At 47.3% G+C, this 20,773-nt stretch carries 18 protein-coding genes and 3 pseudogenes; 11 read left to right on the top strand and 10 right to left on the bottom strand.

Features of this window, described 5'->3' with window-relative positions:
• Nucleotides 1–70 (top strand): annotated as a pseudogene (locus tag QUA62_RS14250) (photosystem II protein D1); the annotation flags it as partial.
• A 246-nt stretch (nucleotides 71–316) separates the two neighbouring features.
• Here QUA62_RS14250 and QUA62_RS14245 read toward each other — a convergent pair.
• From QUA62_RS14245 to QUA62_RS14235, 3 genes and pseudogenes are all read right to left on the bottom strand, one after another.
• Nucleotides 317–901 (bottom strand): annotated as a pseudogene (locus QUA62_RS14245) (IS630 family transposase); the annotation flags it as partial.
• Nucleotides 902–1,017: 116 nt separating this feature from the next.
• Nucleotides 1,018–1,203 carry a hypothetical protein gene (locus QUA62_RS14240; RefSeq protein ID WP_333404825.1) on the bottom strand — a complete coding sequence of 62 codons (186 nt, stop codon included), beginning with the start codon at nucleotides 1,201–1,203 and terminating at the stop codon, nucleotides 1,018–1,020.
• 204 nt (nucleotides 1,204–1,407) lie between these two features.
• Nucleotides 1,408–2,097 carry an Ig-like domain-containing protein gene (locus QUA62_RS14235; protein WP_333404824.1) on the bottom strand — a complete coding sequence of 230 codons (690 nt, stop codon included), beginning with the start codon at nucleotides 2,095–2,097 and terminating at the stop codon, nucleotides 1,408–1,410.
• 429 nt (nucleotides 2,098–2,526) lie between these two features.
• Here QUA62_RS14235 and QUA62_RS14230 point away from each other — a divergent pair.
• The 4 genes and pseudogenes from QUA62_RS14230 to QUA62_RS14215 all read left to right on the top strand — a co-directional run bounded on the left by QUA62_RS14230 (nucleotide 2,527) and on the right by QUA62_RS14215 (nucleotide 6,332).
• Nucleotides 2,527–3,234 (top strand): annotated as a pseudogene (locus QUA62_RS14230) (IS1 family transposase).
• A 50-nt stretch (nucleotides 3,235–3,284) separates the two neighbouring features.
• Nucleotides 3,285–3,782 (top strand): GNAT family N-acetyltransferase, encoded by a 498-nt coding sequence (locus QUA62_RS14225; RefSeq protein ID WP_333404822.1) that lies wholly within the window; start codon nucleotides 3,285–3,287, stop codon nucleotides 3,780–3,782.
• A 20-nt stretch (nucleotides 3,783–3,802) separates the two neighbouring features.
• A complete protein-coding gene (gene cbiE, locus QUA62_RS14220) occupies nucleotides 3,803–5,011 on the top strand; it encodes a precorrin-6y C5,15-methyltransferase (decarboxylating) subunit CbiE (RefSeq protein WP_333404820.1) in 1,209 nt (402 codons plus the stop codon).
• Between the two features lie 130 nt (nucleotides 5,012–5,141).
• Nucleotides 5,142–6,332: a transposase gene (locus QUA62_RS14215; RefSeq protein ID WP_333404818.1), complete on the top strand. Its 1,191-nt coding sequence runs from the start codon at nucleotides 5,142–5,144 to the stop codon at nucleotides 6,330–6,332.
• 168 nt (nucleotides 6,333–6,500) lie between these two features.
• Here the strand turns inward: QUA62_RS14215 and QUA62_RS14210 are convergent, their stop codons facing one another.
• From QUA62_RS14210 to QUA62_RS14185, 6 genes are all read right to left on the bottom strand, one after another.
• Nucleotides 6,501–6,626 (bottom strand): hypothetical protein, encoded by a 126-nt coding sequence (locus QUA62_RS14210; RefSeq protein WP_333404816.1) that lies wholly within the window; start codon nucleotides 6,624–6,626, stop codon nucleotides 6,501–6,503.
• Nucleotides 6,627–6,635: 9 nt separating this feature from the next.
• Entirely contained in the window at nucleotides 6,636–6,914 is a 279-nt protein-coding gene (locus QUA62_RS14205) for a hypothetical protein (RefSeq protein WP_333404814.1), read from the bottom strand.
• The gene (locus QUA62_RS14200; RefSeq protein ID WP_333404812.1) at nucleotides 6,907–7,149 is read right to left on the bottom strand and encodes a hypothetical protein; all 243 of its coding nucleotides are present in this window, start codon (nucleotides 7,147–7,149) and stop codon (nucleotides 6,907–6,909) included. Before QUA62_RS14200 ends, QUA62_RS14205 begins: the two co-directional genes overlap by 8 nt.
• 66 nt (nucleotides 7,150–7,215) lie before the next feature.
• Complete coding sequence (locus QUA62_RS14195) at nucleotides 7,216–10,641, bottom strand: DNA methyltransferase (protein WP_333404810.1); 3,426 nt, start codon at nucleotides 10,639–10,641, stop codon at nucleotides 7,216–7,218.
• A 308-nt stretch (nucleotides 10,642–10,949) separates the two neighbouring features.
• Complete coding sequence (cphA, locus tag QUA62_RS14190) at nucleotides 10,950–13,670, bottom strand: cyanophycin synthetase (RefSeq protein ID WP_333404808.1); 2,721 nt, start codon at nucleotides 13,668–13,670, stop codon at nucleotides 10,950–10,952.
• A gap of 338 nt (nucleotides 13,671–14,008) precedes the next feature.
• Nucleotides 14,009–14,902, bottom strand: a complete 894-nt coding sequence (locus QUA62_RS14185) for a cyanophycinase (protein WP_006635870.1) — start codon at nucleotides 14,900–14,902, stop codon at nucleotides 14,009–14,011.
• Between the two features lie 333 nt (nucleotides 14,903–15,235).
• Here QUA62_RS14185 and trmD point away from each other — a divergent pair, with 333 nt between their 5' ends.
• A complete protein-coding gene (gene trmD / locus QUA62_RS14180; RefSeq protein ID WP_333286710.1) occupies nucleotides 15,236–15,931 on the top strand; it encodes a tRNA (guanosine(37)-N1)-methyltransferase TrmD in 696 nt (231 codons plus the stop codon).
• Between the two features lie 47 nt (nucleotides 15,932–15,978).
• Here trmD and QUA62_RS14175 read toward each other — a convergent pair whose 3' ends face one another.
• Nucleotides 15,979–16,206: a hypothetical protein gene (locus QUA62_RS14175; protein ID WP_333404806.1), complete on the bottom strand. Its 228-nt coding sequence runs from the start codon at nucleotides 16,204–16,206 to the stop codon at nucleotides 15,979–15,981.
• Between the two features lie 280 nt (nucleotides 16,207–16,486).
• On the opposite strand from QUA62_RS14175, the gene ispF reads away from it, so the two are divergent.
• The 5 genes from ispF to larB are packed head-to-tail and all read left to right on the top strand — an operon-like array spanning nucleotide 16,487 to nucleotide 20,749.
• Complete coding sequence (gene ispF, locus QUA62_RS14170) at nucleotides 16,487–16,966, top strand: 2-C-methyl-D-erythritol 2,4-cyclodiphosphate synthase (protein WP_333404804.1); 480 nt, start codon at nucleotides 16,487–16,489, stop codon at nucleotides 16,964–16,966.
• A gap of 44 nt (nucleotides 16,967–17,010) precedes the next feature.
• Nucleotides 17,011–17,529 carry a hypothetical protein gene (locus QUA62_RS14165; protein WP_333404802.1) on the top strand — a complete coding sequence of 173 codons (519 nt, stop codon included), beginning with the start codon at nucleotides 17,011–17,013 and terminating at the stop codon, nucleotides 17,527–17,529.
• Nucleotides 17,504–18,109: a PIN domain-containing protein gene (locus tag QUA62_RS14160; RefSeq protein WP_333404800.1), complete on the top strand. Its 606-nt coding sequence runs from the start codon at nucleotides 17,504–17,506 to the stop codon at nucleotides 18,107–18,109. The genes QUA62_RS14165 and QUA62_RS14160 overlap by 26 nt, the downstream gene beginning before the upstream one ends.
• Before the next feature lie 40 nt (nucleotides 18,110–18,149).
• Nucleotides 18,150–19,910: an ABC transporter substrate-binding protein gene (locus QUA62_RS14155; RefSeq protein WP_333404798.1), complete on the top strand. Its 1,761-nt coding sequence runs from the start codon at nucleotides 18,150–18,152 to the stop codon at nucleotides 19,908–19,910.
• A gap of 35 nt (nucleotides 19,911–19,945) precedes the next feature.
• Nucleotides 19,946–20,749 (top strand): nickel pincer cofactor biosynthesis protein LarB, encoded by an 804-nt coding sequence (larB, locus tag QUA62_RS14150; RefSeq protein ID WP_333404796.1) that lies wholly within the window; start codon nucleotides 19,946–19,948, stop codon nucleotides 20,747–20,749.
• The last annotated feature ends 24 nt before the right edge of the window (nucleotides 20,750–20,773 follow it).

Genomic DNA, 20,773 nt, shown 5'->3' with positions numbered 1-20,773 from the left:
CTTCCCGCTCGACTTGGCTGCAGGTGTTACAACTCCCGTAGCAATGGTTGCTCCTTCTATCAACGGCTAAGTTTTAGTCTGAGATTAACAAAAAGCGCTCCTAGAAATAGGGGCGCTTTTTGTTTGGGGAAATTTTTTTTTAGAGACTTTATTGTGATATCTAGTCCGGTAGCATGGGGAGCATCCCAATTTGGGTTTTAGAGGAGTGTTGGCTGTGAGAGTACGAAGCGAGATATATAAACTTTTCTGTGCGGGACGCTCGCAGGGTCTAAGCATACTTGCACATAAGCTAAGGCATATACAGCACTTTCCGATGCTATGAGGTACAGTAGCAGCAATGAGTGAACCAATGTTTTAAATGGTGAGGATTCATCAAATTTAAGGCAACTGCTATGATCCTATCAATCATCTCTGGGGTTTTGGGAGAAAAAACTCGCAAAAAAGATTTAAGCTGCGACCACCACATTTCAATCGGATTAAAATCTGGAGAGTAAGGGGATAAACAAATAACCCTTGCACCTACGCTTTCAATCATTGACTCGATTGAGCTGAGTTTATGGGCGGGTAAGTTATCCATTACTACTACCGCTCCGGGCCACAATTGAGGGCATAAAAACTTCTCAATAAATACAGTAAAGGCTGAACTGTCCATTGAGTCATTCAGGGTCATTACTGCCAGGACTTTCGTCAGACTAATTGCGCCAATGACTGTGACTTTTGCTCCTCGATAAAAGGGTTTGATTCCTCTTACTCTTGTCCCCAACGGAGAACGGGCATGACTTCTGGCCAAACCCAGCATAATCCCTGTTTCGTCTAAAAATACTAGGTTCTTAGCCTCGAACTCTCTGATTTTCTCCCAAAACTCAACTCTTAATTTTTGCACTCTTTCTGTTCCGGCTTGGCTACTGTACCAGGTTTTTTTTTACGATTGAGTCCTAATTTTTGTAAATATCGACACAGGGCTGTCCGACTCACCCATTTTCCGGTCTGCTGTCCCCATAATTCACACAATTCGTCTCAAGTAGCATCGGGATGGCCGGCGACTAATGCTCTGACTTCTGTTTCTGCATCAGTCAAATGGCTGAATCGGGGTTTCCCCCTCTGTTTGGGAAGTAAGCTTCCCGAGGCTTGTTGTTGCTTAACCAGTTTTTGAACTAGACTTTTAGTAACGCCAAACCGGGTGGCTACTTTTCTTATTGACATTTTTTCTGTCAAGTGCGCTGCCACTATTTTTGAGCGGAGATCTAGGGAATAGGATTTCATTAGCTTTCACTATTAGATGCTTTTCACCTTAATTCTTAATTGTACCTCATAACATCGGAAACTGCTGTATCAGCAGCGGATAAGCAGCAACAGTTCAAATGATTCGCTGCCGGAGATTCCTAGGAATGGAAGGATTTTTGTTTTTTATTTAATAGTTAATTTGGCTTCGCTAGTGCGATCGCCCATTCCCCCAGTAATAGTAACAGTTCCAGGTCGCAGCGCTTGAAATGTGCCCGCTGATTGCGTTTGAGCGAGCAACGGCTCCGGATTGGGAGATTTGCTGGATGCACCAGGTATCGGTTGCTGATAGTAGGGAGTCGAAAATCGGAAATAAGTCACTGGGGGAAGCAATCTCCCCTTTGAATCGGAGAGAATTATTTTAAAGGTAATACGATCGCCCACGCGCACGGTTGCAACTTCTGGTAGAATCCGAAGTGTCCAATCAGGCGGGTAAACAATACCGGACATAGAGAGTGTTTCTCCACCTTTTTTGGCAAACACGGCAAACTTTCCCGGGGCAATACCCGTCACAGTTCCATCTGGGGAAACTTTGACGACTTCTTCATAATCGGACGACCACACCCACTGTTTCTCGGACTGCGTAGAATCTCCTGGAATACACCCTGAAGCGGCGTCGGTACTCCCGATTTTTAGCTTAGTCGTTTGACCCACAATTAAAGGCTCTACTTCCCAAGAATTGTAGTTAAGGCAAGGGGGATTATATATACCTAGAAATTCTCTCAACTCCCATACCGTAATACCTATGAATCCGAATAACAGGACGATCGCAGTTACGCAGCCGAACCCGATAAATTCCTTCTGTTTGTTATTCATATTTAATATTGATTTTTTTTGTATCTATAACTTTATGAACCAGTGCGCCGAGCGCTCTAGCTTTGTATGCCACCGAGAAAAGTGGCACAGAGATAAATAAAATGCTATTATTTTTTCACACTGGGAATACTGCGCTAAAGTATCTCGAAATAAATTTGTGATTTCATAGCAGATAAAATAGCATTTATTCACTCACTTTTATTAAAAATATCGGCGTTAATTTGTGTTGCATCTGCATTAAATATGCGGTTGACATATCAAAATTTTATGCAATAGGTATTGTAAAGTTGAATCGCTAAGTCTAACATTACGGTCAGCAAAGGGTAATATAATAGATGCACAAAAACATCGAATATTATAGGTAAGTGGTAGTAGTGCATAGTAATGGTACACTTGAGGTCAGAACCCTGAAAAATTTCAGTCAAGTCGATGAATTGTCCTAAGTGCCAATCAACCCAAATCATCAAATACGGACACACCCACTACGGTAAACCCCGATTTCGCTGTCTTGCTTGTGGACGGCAGTTTGTGGAAAATGCTACTCGAGGGCCCATAGATGAAGCAACTCGTAAGTTGATTGATAAACTGTTACTCGAACGCTGTTCTCTGGCAGCCATTGCACGAGTAACGGGTGTATCTGAGCGCTGGTTACAAATGTACGTCAACCAGAAATTTTATCAGACCTCCAAGAGACTGGAAATCACTAAAAAAAACCAGGCCGGCTGACGATTCAGTTAGACGAGATGTGGTCATTCGTTGGTTCCAAAGATAACAAACAATGGATCTGGTTAGCCATTGATGCAGACAGCCGTGAGATCGTGGGGGTATTCATCGGCGATCGTTCTCGTCAAGCAGCCAAAGGGCTTTGGCAATCATTACCGGCAGTTTATCGCCAGTGTGCTATCTGCTACACCGATTTTTGGGAAGCTTATGAGCAGGTGCTACCAAGAAAGCGGCATCGAGCCGTTGGCAAAGAAACCGGAAAAACCAGTTACCCAAGAGCGCTTCAACAACACCCTGCGTCAGCGAGTTGGGCGATTGGTTCGTAAAACCTTGTCGTTCTCCAAAAAATTAAGCAATCACATCGGTGCGGTTTGGTACTTTGTCCATCATTACAATGCCTCCCTACGGTCTTAACCATTACTATGCACTACTACCAGGTAAGTTATCCTAAAAAAATAACCGACATGATACTTAAAACTCAGAGATTGGTTTTGAAACAGATTTTGGATAGCGACCTCAACACGCTCCACAGAATTTTCACTGATTCCTATGTCAGGAGATATCTGTGTGACGGCGAAATCTGGTCGCTGCAACAAGTAGAAGAAATGCTTGCCGAGAATCAAAAGCTTTTTTCAGAAAAGAAATTCGGTCTTTGGTCGATCGAGACAAACACCGAGCAAGAAGTCATTGGATTTGTGGGTTTGTGGTATTTTTTTGAAGAAGAACAGCCCCAGTTAGTTTACGCATTGCTGCCAACAGCCACTAAAAAAGGCTACGCTAGTGAAGCTGCAACCAAAATATTGGAGTATGGTTTTAATGAACTTGGCTTTGAGTATGTTGTCGCAAGCTGCGATCGCCCAAACATTGAGTCGCAAAAAGTCGCAGAAAGACTCGGAATGAGCCAAGTAGAAGAAAGAATTATGAATGGAAATCCGATATTATTCTTTAGAATCGATAAGTAGTAATTAGCAGTAAGGGCGCAATGCACAAATGGCTTTCGGTGGTGGGGATTGGCGAAGATGGACTTTCGGGACTCGGCCCGATCGCCTCTACCCTCCTCTCTCGATCTCAAATCGTTGTTGGTGGCGCCCGTCACCTAGCAATGCTACCAACCGACGACACCCGCGAAAAATGGGTTTGGGCATCGCCTTTGCAAGCAACTGTTGACGACATCCTCCGTCGCCGGGGACAGTCTGTGTGCGTGCTAGCAAGCGGTGATCCGATGTGTCACGGCATCGGCGTCACGCTGTCGCGCCAAATTCCCATTTCGGAAATGACTGTGATTCCGGCTGTATCGGCTTTTAGTCTTGCTTGCGCCCGTTTGGGTTGGCCGCTGGCCCAAGTTGAGACTTTCAGTTTGACAAATCGCCCGATCGCATCGATCGCCCTTGCTTTGTCCCCCGGCGCGCGCCTGCTGGTTTTGAGTGCGGACAGGCACACCCCTGGTCTTGTGGCGGCAATGTTAACACAGCGGGGGTTTGGCAGCAGTTTGATGACCGTGTTCGAGCGGATGGGATCGGAATCGGAACGGCGGATCGAGCGGGTAGCAGCAGCCTGGAATGAATCGGATTTGGCGGATTTGAACACGATCGCAATCGCAGTTGCAGCCGATCGCGAAACTGTGATTTTCCCTCGTACCTCCGGTTTGCCGGATGCTGCTTATCGCCACGACGGACAACTTACCAAGCGGGAGGTTCGAGCCGTTACTCTATCAACGTTAGCACCGATTCCCGGAGAGTTGCTTTGGGATGTGGGTGCGGGCTGCGGATCGATCGGGATCGAATGGATGCGGAGTCATCCTCGGTGCAGGGCGATCGCGATCGAACGCGATCCGACTCGATTGCAATACATCGCTGAAAATGCCTCGACTTTCGGCGTTCCCGAACTCGAAATCGTTCCGGGAGAAGCGCCGGAAGCCCTGACAAATTTGCCTCAACCGAATGCTATTTTCATCGGCGGCGGTGTCACCGCAGAAGCTGTGCTGGAAACTTGCTGGAATGCTTTAGGTGAAGGCGGCCGATTAGTTGTTAATGCGGTGACAGTTGAGAGCGAGTTTAAAGTTTTGCAATGGCACGATCGTTATGGTGGGGAACTAATTAGAATTGGGATTCAGCGAGTAGGGGCGATCGGTTCTTTTCAGGGTTGGAAACCGCTTGCACCGGTGACTCAGTGGGCGGTTGTTAAGAGGTAAAATACGATTCTTGTTTATCAAAAAACTGGGTTTAAAACCCCGTCCTTCTAGGACGACTTTTATGTAAATTTTTGTTGTACCACCTCTTACTTTGTGCCAGATGATGTAGCATAAGGTGGGAGGTAAAACAATGCTAGTCTTCGAGTTCAAAGCTTACGGAAAATCAAGCCAGTTCACGGCAGTAGACGAAGCAATTCGCACTGCCCAGTTTGTTCGCAATAGTTGTTTACGCTATTGGATCGACAACAAAAAAGTGAACAAGTACGATTTGAACAAATACTGTGCGGTATTGGCAGCATCGTTTCCGTTTGCTGATGAACTCAATTCGCAAGCTAGGCAAGCTAGCGCCGAACGTGCTTGGTCTGCTATCTCCCGATTCTACGACAACTGTAAAAAAGGAACTCCAGGCAAAAAAGGGTATCCAAAATTCCAAAAAGACTGTCGTTCTGTCGAGTATAAATCGACTGGCTGGAAACTTGCCGACGACAGGAAATCGATTAACTTTAGCGACAAAAAAGGAATTGGCAAGCTCAAGCTAAAAGGTACACGCGATCTGCACTTCTACCAAATCAACCAAATTAAACGGGTTCGATTAGTAAAACGTGCAGACGGTGTATACGTCCAATTCTGTATCGATGTCGATAGAAAGGAAAACACGGAACCCTCTGGCAATACCATCGGACTAGACGTTGGGTTAAAAGAATATTACACCGATTCAAACGGAGTTACGGTGGAAAATCCTAGATTCCTGAGAAAAGGTGAAAAAGTTCTCAAGCGTTGTCAGCGTCGCGTATCCAGAAAAACTAAAGGTTCCAAAAATAGAGGCAAAGCTAGACAGATTTTAGGTAAGCAGCATTTCAAAATAAGTAGACAACGCAAAGATCATGCAATAAAACTTGCACGGTGCGTAGTTCAGTCAAGCGACTTGATAGCCTACGAAGATTTGAGAATCAAGAATATGGTACAAAATCATTGCTTAGCTAAGTCTATTAACGACGCATCTTGGTATCAGTTCCGCATCTGGCTTGAATATTTGGGAAAAGTATTTGAGCGGGTAACGGTTGCGGTAAATCCGCAATATACCAGCCAAGAATGCTCTAACTGCGGAGAAGTTGTTAAGAAAACGCTGTCCACAAGAACGCACGTCTGCAAGTGCGGGTGTACCTTGGAGAGAGATTTCAATGCAGCCAAAAACATCCTAAGTCGAGGATTGGGTACGGTAGGGCATACCGGAACCTTTGCACTTGATGCAAGTAACGCTTTGGGAGAATCAATCTCTACTTTGGCTGGAGAAATCCTGTCTCAGCAAATTGACTCGTAGATCAAAGAATCTCTGTGGCTTTAGCCCGGAGAGTGTCAAAAAGCTATGATAAATAACGATCGTTGTTCAATATGCCTCGGCTTATTTTCCCTAAAACGGGAATTTTTTGATCGCTAATGGGATCTCCTCAAGTAACTAATTTACAGCAAATCCCGTCATTGTAAGGGATTACTCGATCGCAATGGAGATGACTAGCAGCTCTGTGACTCGGTGCATGGGCTTCGTTAGTTTTTCAGTTGTAATAAACTCTTCAGCATAAACGGAGAGTGCGGCCGCAATGTGCAGTGCATCCATTGCGGCTAATCAATAAGTACGAGCAATGCGATCGCCATTTTTCAAAATGTTTTCTAAATCGGTTGCCCAAACCGTTACTGAACTGAAGAAGGCTTCGTAGAATTCTGCTTCTTCGAGTTGTCTGTTATAAAGTGCTTTGGGCAGAGTTTCTAGTTGAACGAACCCACTGGTGGCAAATTGTCGGGTGTCATCGTCTAAGATTTGAGCGGCACTAATGCTGATGGAAGGCTCGCCCCGAAATGCACTAATTAGAACACCTGAATCCAGATAAGTTAGTTTACTAGACACCGTAGCCACCTCGACGATCGGCAATTTCTTGCTCTAACTCAACTTCATTGAGGAGTTTCATACCGTTGGCGATTGCCCGTTGGCGAAGTTTCCACAGGGTTTGACCGAGTTGTGTTTTGGGGGTAAATTCAGGTGAAGATTTGAGCGCTAGAGCTTGGGTAAACTGAAGGACTTTTGCGCGATCGGCGGGGGCAAGTTCGCGCCAGTATTGTAGGAGGATTTCTTCGGGAGGCATGGAAACTTTTTGGGAGTAACTTTATAATTTATTTTAATCTTTTTGCTAACAATTGCCAAGCCAAGCTTATGTGGCATTTCCAACTTCTGCTAGATGCCAGAATGTCATGCCATTTTCCGCGTGACTGAGCAAAATCCCCAAATCTTCCAGACTTTCTAAACAGTCGAGAATGACTTTTTGTTTGCGATTGGCGCCTTTGAAATGGGCGGTAACTTGGGCGGCTGTCCATTCGCCGCTTTGGGTGCGAAATAAGTCGCGGATGGCGGAAAGTTGCTCTTTCAGGGTTTTGGGGAAAGGTTGTTGTTCCGTGGGAGTAATGGCGGTTTCGGTTTCGGTGGTGATGCCTGCAAGGGATGGTTGGATGTAGGTTTCGCCTGGGGCTTGGTAGTCGGGGCGCAGCCAGCGAATGTGTCCGTTGCGTTCTTCTTCGGCGCGTTGGGCGTTGAGGGTGACGAGGTTTTCCAGGATTTGGTCGTCGGTGAGGGTTGGTTCCCAACCATAGGCGGCAAATACGGCGGCATCGAGTTCGTCGTGGATTTGTTTGAGGGTGGAGACTAGGGCTTTTTGGTTGAAGGCTTTGTCTTTGTCGTCGAGGGGTTCGCCTTGGCGGAGTTTTTCGAGGAGGTTGTACATCCCGGTGATGGTGACTTCCGGGTGAGTGGCTTGGACTCGTTTGCGGTGGCTGTCGAGGCGTTCTCCGAGTTCCCGGATGGTTTGTTTTGGGGTTTCCGTGGCGTCGGGGAAGGGGAAGGGGTCGAAACATTTTGTCTTTACATATACTGGATCGTTCCCTATACCAAGCCATCCGCCCGTTGCCAGCGCCCAAGTTACATGAATTCGGCTAGACAAAACACCTAGAAAATAAGCATCATCAAGAGCGATCGCAATCAATTTGTTGTCCGGTATTACGTCAGCGCAAAGGAATAGAAATACTCTATGCTTTGCTGTCTCTACTGTAGCCGTGTAACGCTGTAGTCCCTTTAGCGCTGGTCGAAGTTCAGTTCTTGGACGACCAAATATCCACCAGTTTTCTCGGAGGCTCTTATCACGGTTAGTATCTCGTTCAGGTTTAACTTTATCCAACACCCATTGGAATGCTTTTGGATATAGTTCTTGAGCTTTATCAGCTTTTAAGCCAAATAAATCAATGACGCGCACATTGCGAGAACGTTGCATAAAGTCTCGTCCATTGATGTATGGGAAAAGAACCTCAGACTCAATCTCATCCAAGTCAGATTGATCGACAATAAACCCAGAACTAAATAGCATAACACCGCGACTGGAGAGCCTATCATTAGCCAGGAGTGGTTGAGATTGAGTTAAATCAGAACCAGCTTGAAGGTTACTAAAAATTAGCCCTACATTCTGCAACTGCACTTCAACTTGCTCTGCTGAGTCTTCCGGTGTATCTCCTTCACACTCAGCAACTACTGTACCAAATTCGGCAATCCTTACAGGCTTTTTGAGGTCATCTAATTCACCTGCTGTAATTGCAATTCTGACTGCTGCCCCTCCATCAATCCAAGGGTGATCGGGAATAGCAAAAATTAATCGGGTTGGATTCTTTTGCGTAAAATGAAACTCCAGAACTTTCCGCTGCCGAGTTTGGCGAATACTGTTTGTGGTAATAAACCCAAAGCGTTTTATTTTGCTCGCTCTAGTTAGTTCTGCTGCCTTGTGCCACCAATACATCACAAAATCAACAGTATCGGGCACATCTTTATAGACTTCTCTCAACGTTTCTGCATACCCATCCCCCAACATTTCTCGCATTCTCGCATTCCCAATAAACGGCGGATTCGACACAATATAATCCGCTTCCTGCCACTCTGCCGCCCTCGGATTCAAATACCGATAAATTGTTACTTCGTCCGTCGGATCGGGAATATCCTCCCCCGTCACCGGACTCTTCATCATCCGTCCGCCCCAGCGAGTTCTCACCTTCCCCGTCGCATCCACATCCGGTTCCCTCCGGTCATACGCCAACACCGCATCCCGGCATTCAATATTGTTGTACTCCCGCAACACCGGTTCGATCGGCGGAATATCGCCAAACCGCCGAAAATGCCACTGCAAATAGCCAATCCAAATCACCAAATCCGCGATCGCCGCCGCCCTAGGATTGATCTCAATTCCCAAAAACTGACTCGGATTAACTTGTGCGATATCTAACCGCAACTGCGCCGATCCGGTGACATCTTCCAAGCGCCGCAACACCTCCGATTCCAACCCCTTCAACAAATCCAACGTCACATACAGAAAATTACCCGATCCGCAGGCCGGATCGAGAATCTTCACCTGTTGTAACTCCGTCAGAAATGCCTCTAAAACTGATTGTGCCTTTTTCCTTTGATTTACAGTCGGTTCCGATTCTCCCGCGTTGAGCAACTGTTTAACCTCCGCTTGTACCGCAATCCAGCGATCGCCCAAAGGTTCCATCACCACGGGTTTTACCAACCGTTCCACATACGATCGCGGCGTATAATGCGCCCCCAACTTACTCCGTTCCCTAGAATCCAGCGCCCTTTCCAACAACGTCCCAAAAATCGCCGGTTCCACATTGCACCAATCCCGCTTCGCCGCCTGCAACAACACCTCCAACTGCGCCTTTGTCAAAGCAAACGCCTGCGACTCGGCAAACAATCCGCCATTAAACCGCAACAGTTTGCCATGAAAGCCAAAACTCGTCCCCTCATTCATCGCCTCCCACAGCGCCTCTACTTCCGGCTTAAAAGTCTTCGGATTGAGAATCCACCGCGTTTCCAGCGCCTGCGTAAACAAATGTTCTTTGAGTAATCCCACATCCTCAGCAAACATGGTGAAAATACAGCGCATCAAAAACTGGGCGACTTGCTGCGGATCGACATTCGCCTCCATCCGCTTCGCCAACTCTGCCAAATCCGCCGCCACTTCCCGCGTCACCCGCGCTGCAATCTTCTCTGGATTGCGCTGCTGCGGATTGCTAAAAATATCGACAAACAAATCGAAAACATCGGCTTTCCGCAACTCCATGAGCGCGATTTCTCGCCGCGCCCCATAGCCGCCATAATCGCCGGTAAACCCCATCCATAATTCAAAATGATCGCCAATATCGCAAGTTAACAAAAACGGCGGTTTGCTGCTGAGACTGCGTGTATAGGCGATCGCCTGCACAAACGCTTTTTCCATCTCCCGCAAATAGGTATTTGTCCCCCGCTTTGCCGTTCCTTTGTTGCTCGTTGTTCCGCCCTGTTTGGCCTCTATCAAAAAATGCTCGGCTTTGTAAAAGTCAATAAACCCCGGAGTCACTTTGCCGCTGGGGTGAAAAATTTTGACATCTTTATCAAAGCAGTAGGGATCGTTGGGAATCCTGCCTTTATCAAAAGGGCGATCGACTCCCAGCGCATCGCACATTTCGGCAAAAAACAACTGGTAGTTTGCCCGTTCGTTACCGCTAGAACCTGCCCAGCGCGTGATGAATGTTTCGACACGCGTGCGATCGGCTTCATTCATGCTTCAATCCTGCTTGCTTTTTCCTGATTCTATACTTCGAGCGGTTTGAATTGGCGATCGAGAGAGCGATCGGGCATGAGAGCGATCGCCACCCATCTCAAAAATATTGTATCTTTTTTCAGAGCTAAAAACAGGCTAGTGCATGACAATGATTGAACGCAATCAGCTATTTGGTCAGTAAGTCGATCGCTCTTTCTAGGATTTGTTGAATGTAATGCACAAAAAATAATAAATAGTATTAATTAAAAAAAATAGGTTGGGTTTAACACAAGTAAACCCAACCTATCAATTAAATGAGACTTAATAGTTTAGCCTTGATTCACCACAGTCGGTTTTAAACTTTCCTGTGACTTCGATCGATCTAAACCATTTTGAACTTCCACAGATTCCTTAATCGGTTTCCGGGTCTCAATTAAAGTTAAAGCTTTGTTGACACTTTCAGGTAAAATCACTACCAAACTGCCGGCAGGCGCCTCATCTAAAGCCTTGTTAACGGCGGTTGTTTCGTCGAGAATCAACTCGTATTCAACTTGAGATTTCTTTGCGGTTCCTGCAGAAATCGCCTCTGCAATTCCCTGGCAAATTAACTGTGCCACCACACCGGGTTCTCGCCCGCGCCTGTCAATATCTTCCTTGACAATAATGCGATCGAACATCTCGGCCGAAAGTTTGCCCAGCGTGACAAAATCTTCATCTCGCCGGTCTCCAGGGGCGCCGACTACCCCGATCCGCTGTCCCGGCCAATTCAGCACGAAACTGCCCAAAGCTTTGTAGCTGTGGGGGTTGTGGGCGTAGTCGAGCAAAGCGTGATAGCTGCCCAATTTAAACAAATTCATCCGTCCTGGAGTTTGACCCACCGATGCTTGGAAGCTTGACAAAGCCGATCGAATATCTTCTATTTTCAATCCTTGGGCAAAGGCCGCCAAACAAGCTGCTAAAGCATTAGCAATCATAAACGGCGCGCGCCCGCCCATCGTCAGCGGCACGTTCACAGCCTGCTCGATTCTCAGCGTCCAATCACCTTTCAAGATCGACAAATACCCATTTTCGTAAATCGCTGCCAGCCCGCCCGCAGCGGTATGTTTGGCAACCAGTTCGTTGTCCGGGTTCATCGAAAAATATGCAATTTGAGCCTTGACACGCTGCGCCATGCGTGATACTAGCGGGTCGTCTGCATTTAAAACTGCATAGCCTTTGGGCATTACCGCCTCGACGAGGACGCTCTTGAGTTTGGCAAGTTGTTCCACGGTGTCGATGTCGCCAATTCCCAAGTGATCGGCCGCGACGTTTAAGACGACGCCGACATCGCACTGATCGAAGCCGAGGCCCGATCGCAAAATTCCGCCTCTGGCAGTTTCCAGCACCGCTACTTCCACCGTCGGGTCAGACAAAATCAATTGAGCACTCTGCGGCCCGGTATTGTCTCCGGTTTCTACCAAATAATCGCCGATGTAAGTGCCATCGGTTGTCGTGTAGCCAGTAATCTGACCAGTCTGCTTGACAATGTGGGCAAGCAGGCGAGTGGTTGTAGTTTTGCCGTTGGTTCCCGTTACCGCTAAAATCGGCACCCGGCTGGGTTGAGGCGAGGGGAAAAGCATATCGAAGACGGCGCCGGCGACGTTGCGGGGTAAACCTTGACTCGGGGCGACGTGCATTCTGAAACCCGGTGCTGCGTTGACTTCGACGATGACGCCGTTGACATCGCGCAGGGGTTGGGAGATGTCGGGAGTTACTACGTCAATGCCGGCGATGTCCAAACCGATAATTTTGGCGACTCTGGAAAAGAGCCAGACGTTTTCCGGGTGGATTTCGTCGGTGCGATCGACTGCAATGCCACCGGTACTCAAGTTTGCTGTCGCCCGCAAAAATACTCTTTCGCCGGCCGGCACTACGGAGTCCATCGCGTATCCTTGTTTTTGCAGCAAATCCAGGCACAATTTGTCGATCGTGATCCGAGTGAGCACGTTGTCGTGTCCGTCTCCTCGCTGCGGGTCGCGGTTTACTTCTTCAATAAGCTGTTCTACTGTAAACTTGCCGTTACCCACGACGTTAGCGGGGACTCGTTCTGCGACTGCTACGACTTGCCCGTTGACTACCAATACTCTGTGGTCGCGGCCGACGTAATAGCGCTCGACTATCACGCTTTTTGTTTTTGATGCCGCGCTGGCTAAGTCGTAAGCTTCTTCTGCTGCTTCCCAGGAATTGATGTCGATCGTAATGCCGCGGCCGTGGTTGCCGTCTAGGGGTTTGAGGACGATCGGATAACCGCCGACATCTTCGATCGCCCCGTGCAGTTCATCCAAATAATTAATCACCGTCCCTCTTGGAACCGGCACACCGGCGCTGGCGAGGATATTTTTGGTACCTTCCTTGTCGCAGGCAAGTTCTACCCCCAAAACTCCCGTGCGGTTGCTCAGAGTTGCCTGAATCCGCTTTTGGTGAACCCCATAGCCGAGTTGAATCATAAACCGGGCGTTCAAAGGCATCCAAGGAATGCCGCGAGCTTCTGCTTCCTTGATCAGTGTTTCCGTACTCGGCCCCAGGGCCGCCGACGCAGCAAATTCTCTAAGGTCTCTCAAATCTTGGATTAATTCTGCTGCTGGATAAGAACCAGTAGTGGCAATGCTCTGGCACATCCGCACGCCCGCCCGGGCGGCATAGCGACCTGCTTGTTCGTTTTGATACTCAATTACTACTTGGTAAATGCCTGGGGTCGCAGTCTCGCGGGTACGACCGAACCCGACCGGCATTCCTGCCATCTCCTGAAGTTCTAGGGCGACGTGTTCGATTACGTGTCCCAACATTGTGCCTTCTCTGACCCGTTGCAGGAATCCTCCCTGATGGCCTGGAGAACAGTGATGGTCGTTCAAACTCGGAAGTGCGGCGATCAACCCTTCGTAGAAGCCAGGAATTTCAGATGTGGTTTTATCTGCCCACTCCTCTAAATCCAAACGCATCAGGACGAGTTTGTGGCGTCGGATGCTCCAGTAGTTGGGGCCGCGTAAGGTCTGGATTTTAAGTATTTTCATGGTAGTTAGAGGGGTATGGGGCGCGAAATCTTATAGATAATTGGAGCATTTATTCAATTTCGATCTAGATTGCTCGCTCGACTGTTCGCTGCGAACAGTTTGGGAGTGAATTTCCAGTTATGGGCTACCCAATTGAAAATTCATGCCCCTGCGAGCAGCTAAAAACAAGTACAGATCCATGGCTAGCAAAAACTCAAAGCCCGAAGTTAGAATTTTCTGTGATTCTGCCTCCTGGCGTCAGCCCGTGGCTGCTTCGGAATCTATTCTATTGTTGTATCCATGATTCGGCCGGAATGCCGCCTAATTTCTGCCGAATCAATGACAAGAGATGTTCTGCGTTAGTTGGCTGTGCGGCATTCGGGGGGCCAGCCAGACTCGGAACAGGCTCCCGATGGCATTGGTTTGCCTAGGGGCATATTGTAGCAATCTCCGTGACACAGAACGTGCAAGCGCATATTGAACAGACTTAAGGGTTCTGTCGCTCCTACCAGAGACTCATTGGTATAAAAATTTTCCCTAGAATCAACAATAGTCACAGTGCCTTTACCGAGAACTTTCATAGTATCGTCTCCCTCAAACAAGGCGCAGGTGTCTTCGTCAATACCAATAGCGATGCGATCGGGGTGGCAAGCCACAGCCGACAGCAAGCGAGCCATCCGGTTGCGGTTGTGAAAATGCTGGTCTACGATGAGCTCAGGAATAATGTTAAGTCCGTTTGCCATGTCTACTAAAGATCGGTTCGGTGACGCCCCACTCCCGCCGCCTGCAATCATGTGATATCCCATCACCGCAGCACCCGCGCTCGTACCGGCGAGGGTAATTTTGCCTTCGAGAGTTTCTTTGCGAATTTTCTCCATCAGCGGGGTGTCCGCCAGCAGCCCGCAGAGCCTCAGTTGGTCGCCGCCTGTGATGAATACGCCCGTACAATCTTCTAAGTAATCTTTCCAGACGGGGTTTTCGGCTTGTTCGCGTTCGCGGATGTCCACTACTTTGACGGCACTAACGCCCATTTCGTCAAATATGGTGCGGTAACGGTTGCTAATTCCTTCGGGATCTCGCGAAGCACACGGAATGATCGCCAGCCGAGCATTTGCACCCCCAGCACGGCAAAAAAAGGTGTTCAGAATCTCTCGCCCGTGAACTTTGTCTTCGGCTCCCCCGATGACCATAATCGAGGTTTTTGTGCGCTGGGGAATATTGTGTTCGAGGGCTTGAGATGTCAACTGCTGCATGGTGTGTCTTCCTCTGTTGGATGTGAAATTCAATTTTGCCGTTGCTGTGCGTACAATAGGGCTTTTTAAGAATAAATTTTTGTTGGTGCGAGTGAGGTGCGATCGCCGATCGCGCTATCCCGCAATTGTTTGGCGGCGAGTTTGCTTGCAGTCGCTGTCATGAAAAACTGATTTATTGTTGTACAAAACGGGCCCGCCGACAAAGGAAGAGAATTCAACTTGCAAAAATTTTCAGAAATTATAAGAAATTATAAAGAATAAAGCAATTACTGAAAACTGAACTCCCCCTAAGGGTCAAACTAGAGATGATGTATCAATAAAATTCCAATAATTGTGCGCTTTGACGTAGTTACCTTATTTCCAGAATTTTTCCGGGCTCCCCTAGAGTCGGGACTGATGGGCAAAGCCTTAGCTAAAAAGATTGCTGAGGTGAATTTTGTCAATCCCCGCGATTTTACCACAGACAAGCACCAGCGAGTCGATGACGAGCCTTACGGGGGCGGAGTGGGGATGCTGATGAAACCGGAACCGATTTTTGCTGCGGTGGAGTCGCTGCCGGTTTTGCCGCGGCGGGAGGTGATTTTGCTGACTCCCCAGGGGGAACCGATGCAGCAGGGGATGTTTCGGGAGTTGGCGGCCGATCGCGATCAGTTGGTGTTGATTTGCGGTCATTATGAGGGTGTGGACGATCGAGTCTTGCATTTGGTAACTCGCGAGGTGTCTTTGGGGGATTTTGTACTCACGGGGGGCGAAATTCCGGCTTTGGCTTTGATTAATGGGGTTTTGCGATTGCTCCGGGGAACGGTGGCGAAGGAAGATTCCCTAAAGTTTGAGAGTTTTGAAGACGGACTTTTGGATTATCCGCAGTACACTCGACCGGCGGATTTTCGGGGATTGAAGGTGCCCGACGTGTTGCTGTCTGGTAATCACGCAGAAATTGCTCGCTGGCGCAAGCAACAGCAAATTGAAAGAACTCGATCGCGCCGGCTGGATTTGTACGATCGGTGGTTGGAGGACAGGGGAGAATAGGAGAAGGGAGAAAGGAGAAGTTATCCCATATGATTTATCGGGCAAACTCATAGCCCAATTTTAGCGGCAACGGCGATTGTTGTAACACTTCTGCTGATTGAAGCTTTCAAACCTTCAGCAGCTAAAAGCTGTTTTAGTCGAGCAGTCTCAGATTTAGTTCGGATAAAAACAGAACCAGGTCTCTTCTTTTTTAGCTTTATAGCTTCAGGTAAGGACAACGACATAGCCTCACGCAGAATTGTTGTTACAACTGTTGCACGTTGTTCTTTTTCCAATACAATCAAGTTCCAAGTCCCTTCTTTTGCTAGAATCTCTTCTCTTATTTCGTCAGGTATAGTATGAGTATCATCTAACTCGATTGCCTCCCCACAATGAGAGCAGCTATAAGATAGATGCCAAACAAGTTTTTTGCAAAGAGAGACTGACCAACCAACATCTGTATGTCTTGGTCACAATTCCCACACAGTCCGTAAATCATGACCATACTTTTTCACCTATCTCCCCGCAAATATGAAATAATTGTTTTTTGCTATACTTCCAAAACCTCAATTTTACATGAACATCCGCATCGGCAACGGCTACGACATTCACTGCTTAGTTCCAGAACGCCCCCTCATCCTCGGCGGCGTGCACATTCCCCACGAATTAGGCTTATTAGGACACAGCGACGCCGACGTACTTACCCACGCTATCATGGATGCCATGCTCGGAGCTCTCAGCTTAGGAGATATCGGGCTGTATTTCCCGCCAACTGACCCGAAATGGAAAGGTGCTGATAGTCTCGTACTGCTGGCACAAGTGAATCAGTTAATATTAGATAAAGGCTGGGAAATCGGCAATATTGATTCGGTGGTGGTGGCAGAACGTCCAAAGCTGAAACCGCATATTGAGCAAATGCGCGATCGGCTTTCTGCTGTCCTACAATTAAAACCCGACCAAATCGGCATCAAAGCTACTACAAACGAAAAATTAGGGCCTGTGGGGAGAGAAGAAGGAATTGCAGCCTATGCTGTAGTTTTGTTAGGGCTAAAATAGTTGTCAGATTCTAAGGATTTTCAACCCATTTAGGAGTCAAATCTATGCTCGCCGAAAACTTGGAAATCACCACACCGATTGAGGTTGATATCATTGCTCTAGATAAGGACGATCGGGTTGTCGTGCTAATCGAAGTCAAAATTATTCAAGCTCAAGAAACAGCACCAAAGCAGAGGATTGCTGATTACAGGATATCTTGGATGAAAGCTGTGTTAGCAAAGATATCCAAGCAACGCACCATAATTCCCTATGCTATGTTTGTTGACACCGAACAAATTCTGATTTTCAAATGGGACGGAGTAAAGTTATCTGGACCTGTTTGTTCTCTAAACACTGGTGAAATACTTTGCCATTATGAGCCTGAATTTGGCAACAAACGGATATTTAAGCGATACCTAACTAGACTGGTTGAAGCATGGCTGCGCGACTTAGCTTATAATTGGAAGTCTGAAATTCCAACCGCATCAGAACAGATAGCAAAAATCGGCTTGCTACCACTGCTAGCAGGTGGGACGACAAAATCTGGGGTAGAAATTGGTGGCAATTTTATATATCGAGACTAACTTTCTGATGAGCATTGCTACGGGACGCGACCCTGACGCTAACAACTTGTTGGTGAGTGTACCGACATCAGTCAGCATAGCCATACCAAGTATTTGCTGCATGGAATCACTTTCGGCTTTAGAAGACGAAATCAAGCGACGCAACCGTTTTTTAGGTGAAATGGAAAAACAAATTAGTCAGCTAAAGCGAGATAAAACTTCACCCTCTGCCCAGTCTCTTGTCTTCCACTTAGAGCAATCACTCAATGAAAATGAGGCTCTGATAAATGATATTAATGCGCGTCTTTTTGCAGCTCTTGATTTGTTAGCCACAAAGATAGAAATGATTCCCTTAACAGCAGGCACACTTCAAGCAAGTTTGAATTCAATTTTTATTGAAGAAGACCCGACAGACAATTTGATTCTACACTGCATTTTGAGTCACGCACACTTACATCCTAATGAAGTCAAGGTATTTTTGAGTAATAATACAAAAGAATTTGGTCTGGCCAAAGTTCGAGATGCTTTGCGGGAAGTAGGGATAACCAAGTATTTTTCGCGCACTGAAGACTTTATTGGTTGGTTACAATCTCAGTCATAGTTGCACGCAGGTGGTAAACTAAAAAATTATGAAAATTTCTATGATCATACATTCAAGACTGCGCTGGCTGGCGATTTTACTGGCGGCAATTGCCACGATAACTTTGTCTGCGTGCACTCCAGCCCGATCGAACTTAGTAAACAGACTCATCGTTCCCACCCCCAGCGGCCCGGCTACCTTTAACTACCCGCTAAATCAGTCGGCCTACGACATTTTTGGCTATACTTACGATGGACTAATTAACCAAAATGGGTTAACATCAGATTTAGAACCCGGTTTAGCTGAATCTTGGGAAGTTTCCAAAGATGGCAAAAAGATTGTCTTCACCCTGCGAGAGGGTTTGAAATGGTCGGACGGCGAACCGATGACTACGGATGACATTATCTTCAGCTATGAAAAGATTTATTTCAATGACAAAATTCCTAGCGGTTTGAAAGATAATCTGAGGGTTGGCAGCAGTCGCCAATTCCCAAAAGTTAAAAAAATTGACAGCCGCCGCGTTGAATTTTCCGTTGCAGAACCCTTTGCTCCATTTATTAGATATGCTGGGGGAATCCCAATTTTACCAACTCATATTTTACAGGAATCTGTCGAAAATACAGATGCAGACGGCAATCCTCAATTCCTGACTACTTGGGGCACGAATACTGACCCTAAAAAAATTGTCGGCAACGGTCAGTACCGAATGCTGAGTTATACTCCTAATCAGCGCGTTGTTTTGGAACGAAATCCGTATTATTGGCGCAAAAATGCTGAGGGAAATTCTCAACCTTACATCCAGCAAATTGTTTGGCAAATTATCGAAAATACTGACAATCAACTGCTGAATTTTCGATCGGGCGATTTGGATACTCTGGACGTGCAGCCGGAAGTTTTTCCGCTGCTGAAACGGGAGGAGAAACGCGGCAAATATACGGTCTTCAACGGCGGCCCGGATACTGGCAGCGTGTTTATGTGTTTCAATCTGAATAAGGGGCGCAATGCTCAAAATCAGCCGTTTGTAGACCCAATTAAGTCTCGGTGGTTCGCGACTAAGGAATTTCGGCAGGCGATCGCCTACGGCATCAACCGATCCGCCATGACTAACAATATCTATCGCGGACTGGGCGCGCCGCTACATTCCCCAATTCCGGCGCAAAGTCCGTTCTACCTGTCCCCAGCAGAGGGATTGAAAACTTACAGTTACGATCGGCAAAAAGCGAAAGAGTTACTGTTAAGTGCTGGTTTTAAGTATAATAGTAACGGCGAATTGTTGGATGCTGAAGGCAACAAAGTGCGATTTACTTTGTTGGTGCCTTCAGGTAAAAAAGTGCGGGAACAAATGGCAACGCAAATTAAGCAAGACTTGGGCAAACTGGGGATGCAAATTGATACGCAGTTCCTGAGTTTTAACACTTATGTGGAAAAGCTGCGGTTGACGCGCAATTGGGATACTTACCTCGGCGGTTTTACGGGAGGTACTGAACCGCACAGCGGCTACAATATTTGGTCTGTTAACGGCACGCTGCACAGTTTCAACCAGGGCCCGCAAGCCGGAGAACCGCCGATTAAGGGTTGGAAAGTTGACGACTGGGAGCAGAAAATCGATGACCTTTACGTGAAAGCTTCCCAGGAGCTTGATGAGACCAAGCGCAAGGAAATTTATGGGGAGACGCAGCGGATTATAGCAGAACAAGTGCCGTTTATCTATATGGTGAATCCGCTGACTTTTGAGGCGGTGCGCGATCGCGTTTCGGGAATTCGCTACAGTGCCCTCGGCGGTGCTTTCTGGAATTTGTACGAGTTGAAAATAACAGAATAGTCAGCAGTTATTAGTCATTAGTCAGTCATTAATTAATGGAACCTAAAATTTTACAGAACTTACTCGAATCAGTGGCTGCCGGCGATATTAGCCCGATCGCCGCTTTGGATAAATTAAAGCATTTTGACTTTGAACAAGTCGGCGATTTTGCCAAAATTGACCACCACCGTACTTTAAGAACGGGTTTTCCTGAAGTAATTTGGGGCCCGGGGAAAACGCCCGACCAAATTGTTGATATTATCGAGGCGATGCGCGGGCGAAATTCTGCGGTGATGGCGACACGAATCGAACCGGAAGTTTTCCAGCAATTGCAACAAAAAATACCCGATTTGTGCTACTACCAAAAAGCTCGAATTTGTGCAATTTCTCCTAATTCCCCAACTCCGCAGCATCCGGGTACTGTGACTATTATCAGTGCGGGAACGGCGGATTTGGCTGTAGCGGAAGAGGCGGCAATTACTGCGGAACTTTGCGGTTTTCAGGTGCGACGTTTGTGGGATGTCGGAGTTGCCGGCATTCACCGCTTGCTGAGCAACCGGCACGTTATTGCCGATGCTGATGTGTTGATTGCGGTTGCGGGCATGGAAGGCGCTTTGGCGAGTGTGGTTGCGGGTTTGGCAGATTGTCCGGTGATTGCTGTGCCGACAAGTGTGGGTTACGGCGCGAGTTTTGGCGGGATTGCTCCTCTTTTAACTATGCTCAATTCTTGTGCGGCTGGTGTGGGTGTGGTGAATATTGATAATGGGTTTGGGGCGGCGATTTTGGCTTGTCAAATTCTGAGAACTGCTGGGAAAGTGGATAGAAGAAGAGAGGGGGAGAATGGGAGAGAGGGGGAATAGTTAGAAACCCCCTCGATCAGATAA

This window comes from Microcoleus sp. MON1_C1, assembly GCF_036701945.1.
Lineage (GTDB): Bacteria > Cyanobacteriota > Cyanobacteriia > Cyanobacteriales > Microcoleaceae > Microcoleus.
The sequence above is the reverse complement of the archived record's forward strand: the minus strand, read 5'-3'. Positions and strand labels throughout refer to the sequence as shown.